Annotated in this window: 2 protein-coding genes; both read right to left on the reverse strand. The window is 63.1% G+C overall.

Translation table 11 applies throughout. From position 1 onward, the window contains the following. Positions 1-386: Hpt domain-containing protein (locus HX846_RS25775; protein ID WP_178966347.1), on the reverse strand; the 386-nt coding region annotated here is incomplete at its 3' end. Between the two features lie 176 nt (positions 387-562). Beyond that, positions 563-2,357: methyl-accepting chemotaxis protein (locus tag HX846_RS25780; RefSeq protein WP_178966348.1), on the reverse strand; the 1,795-nt coding region annotated here is incomplete at its 5' end.

A 2,357-nucleotide genomic window follows, 5' to 3' on the forward strand; every position in this document is an offset into this window, starting at 1 on the left:
TCGCCGCGCACGCTGCGCAGGTCGTTGAGCAGCGGCAGCACTACCAGGGGCAGGTCGCGCCGGGCGCTGTGTACGCGGTCGAGGTACAGCGGCAGTTGGCCAAGGCCCTGTTGCAGCAGGCGAATGCCTTCGTCGCGCTGGCTGACGCGCGCGCCTTGCAGGGCGAGGGCCAGTTGTTCCATTTCTTCAGCGAACAGGGCCGCGCCGTAGAACTCGACCATCAACAGGCTGCCATGCACCTGATGGATGCATTCCAGGCACTGGCCGATGGCCTCGCTGCTGCTTTCTTCAACATAGGCGTCCAGCGCCGAACGGGCCTGTTTCAGGGTTTCGGCAATTTCGCCCTTGACCCATTCGAGGGCCACGTAGTCGTGCCGATCAACCATAACCGCTCCCGTCTGAATTCATGAGTTGCTGGTAGTGCTGGGTCATGCGTACACCGATCTCAAAACAANNTTGCTCGCGAATGCGGTGGGTCAGACAAAGCGTCGGCGACTGACACACCGCATTCGCGAGCAAGCCCGCTCCCACATTTGCTTTTCGGTGTTTTCGAGGGCGCATTTCACTCATCCACCCGCTTCGCCGCCGGCAAGGTGAACCCCGACACCGACCGCCGCAACTGACTGGCCATTTTTGCCAGGTTGCCGATGCTCTCGGCAGTGGCCGTAGAGCCCGACGAAGTCTGAGTGGTGATCTGCTGGATCACGTTCATCGTCAGGGAAATCTGCCCTGCCGACGACGTCTGCTGCTGCGCCGCGTTGGAGATACTCTGGATCAGCGCCGCCAGGGTTTTCGACACGCCTTCGATCTCTTCCAGCGCTACCCCGGCGTCCTGGGCCAGCCGCGCACCGCGCACCACTTCGGTGGTGGTCTGCTCCATGGAAATCACGGCTTCGTTGGTGTCCGTCTGGATCGCTCGCACCAGGGTTTCGATCTGCCGGGTCGCCGCCGAAGAACGCTCAGCCAGGCGCTGTACCTCATCGGCCACCACCGCAAAACCACGCCCGGCATCACCGGCCATGCTCGCCTGGATCGCGGCGTTGAGCGCGAGGATGTTGGTCTGCTCGGCGATGTCATCGATCAGGCTGACGATGTCGCCAATTTCCTGGGACGATTCCCCCAGGCGCTTGATGCGCTTGGCGGTGTCCTGGATCTGTTCGCGGATGTTGTCCATGCCGTGGATGGTGTTGTGCACCACCTCGTTGCCCTTGTTGGCAATCTCTACCGAACGCTCGGCCACTGCCGAAGATTCGGCGGCGTTGGCCGACACCTGGTCGATGGACTGGGCCATCTGGTTGATCGCCGTAGAGGCTTCGGCAATCTGCTGTGCCTGATGCTCCGACGCTTGGGCCAGGTGCATGGCGGTGGCCTGGGTGTCCTGCACCGCACCAGCCACCTGGCCGGCAGTGAGGTTGATGGTGGCCACCAGGTCGCGCAGTTGGTCCACGGAATAGTTGATGGAGTCGGCAATGGTGCCGGTGAAGTCTTCGGTGACCGAGGCGGTGACGGTCAGGTCGCCGTCGGCCAAGTCTTCAATCTCATCCAGCAGGCGCATGATCGCGTTCTGGTTGCGCTCGTTCTTCTCGGCGGTTTCCCGCAACTGGCGGTTGGTCTCGCGGACCATCACCAGGCCGATCAGGATGATCGAGGCCAGCGCCAGCAAGCCCAGCACGTAGCCGCCGATGGTGTCGAAAGTGCGCCCGTCCGCGAGGTTTTCAAAGCCGGTGGCCAGGTGCGAGGCTTCGTCCAGCAGGGTTTGCGACAGGTTGAAGATATTGCTCGCCGAGGCGCGCACCTGGAACAGCTGCGGCGAGGTCTCGAGGATTTCGTCCACGGAACCGGAGACGAATTCGAACAGCTCGGAAATCTCCGCCAACCGGGCGCGGGCGTCGTGGTCTTCAACCTGGGTGATGCGCAGCCCGGGATTGCCGTTGAGCATGCCACTGAGCACCACGCCGAAACGGCTGGCATCGCGGCCAAAGGCATCGGCGGCCTGCACGGCAGTCTCGTCCCCCGCCAGCACGGTGTTCACCGCCCCCAGGATGCGTTCGGCCAGCAATGACTGGCGCTGGGCCAACGCTACCTGGCTGGCCGGTGCGCCGCGTTGCAGCAGAATATCGACAACCTTTTCCGACTCCATCTGCAACTGCGGAACGGTTTCCGCCAGGGTCGCGGCCACTTGATGCAGCGACAGCACCGTTTGCTCGCTGGCCAGAATCGCATCGGCGTTTTTCAGCAGCGCTTCCCAGTCGGTCTGCACGGCGCGCATTTCTGCACGCACGGCGGTGGGTGCAGCGGGCAGGCCGGTGGCCGGGTCGCCTTTTTTCAGGTAACCCCAGCGCTGGGCAAAATCGTTG

Source organism: Pseudomonas sp. K5002 (assembly GCF_013386655.1).
GTDB lineage: Bacteria > Pseudomonadota > Gammaproteobacteria > Pseudomonadales > Pseudomonadaceae > Aquipseudomonas.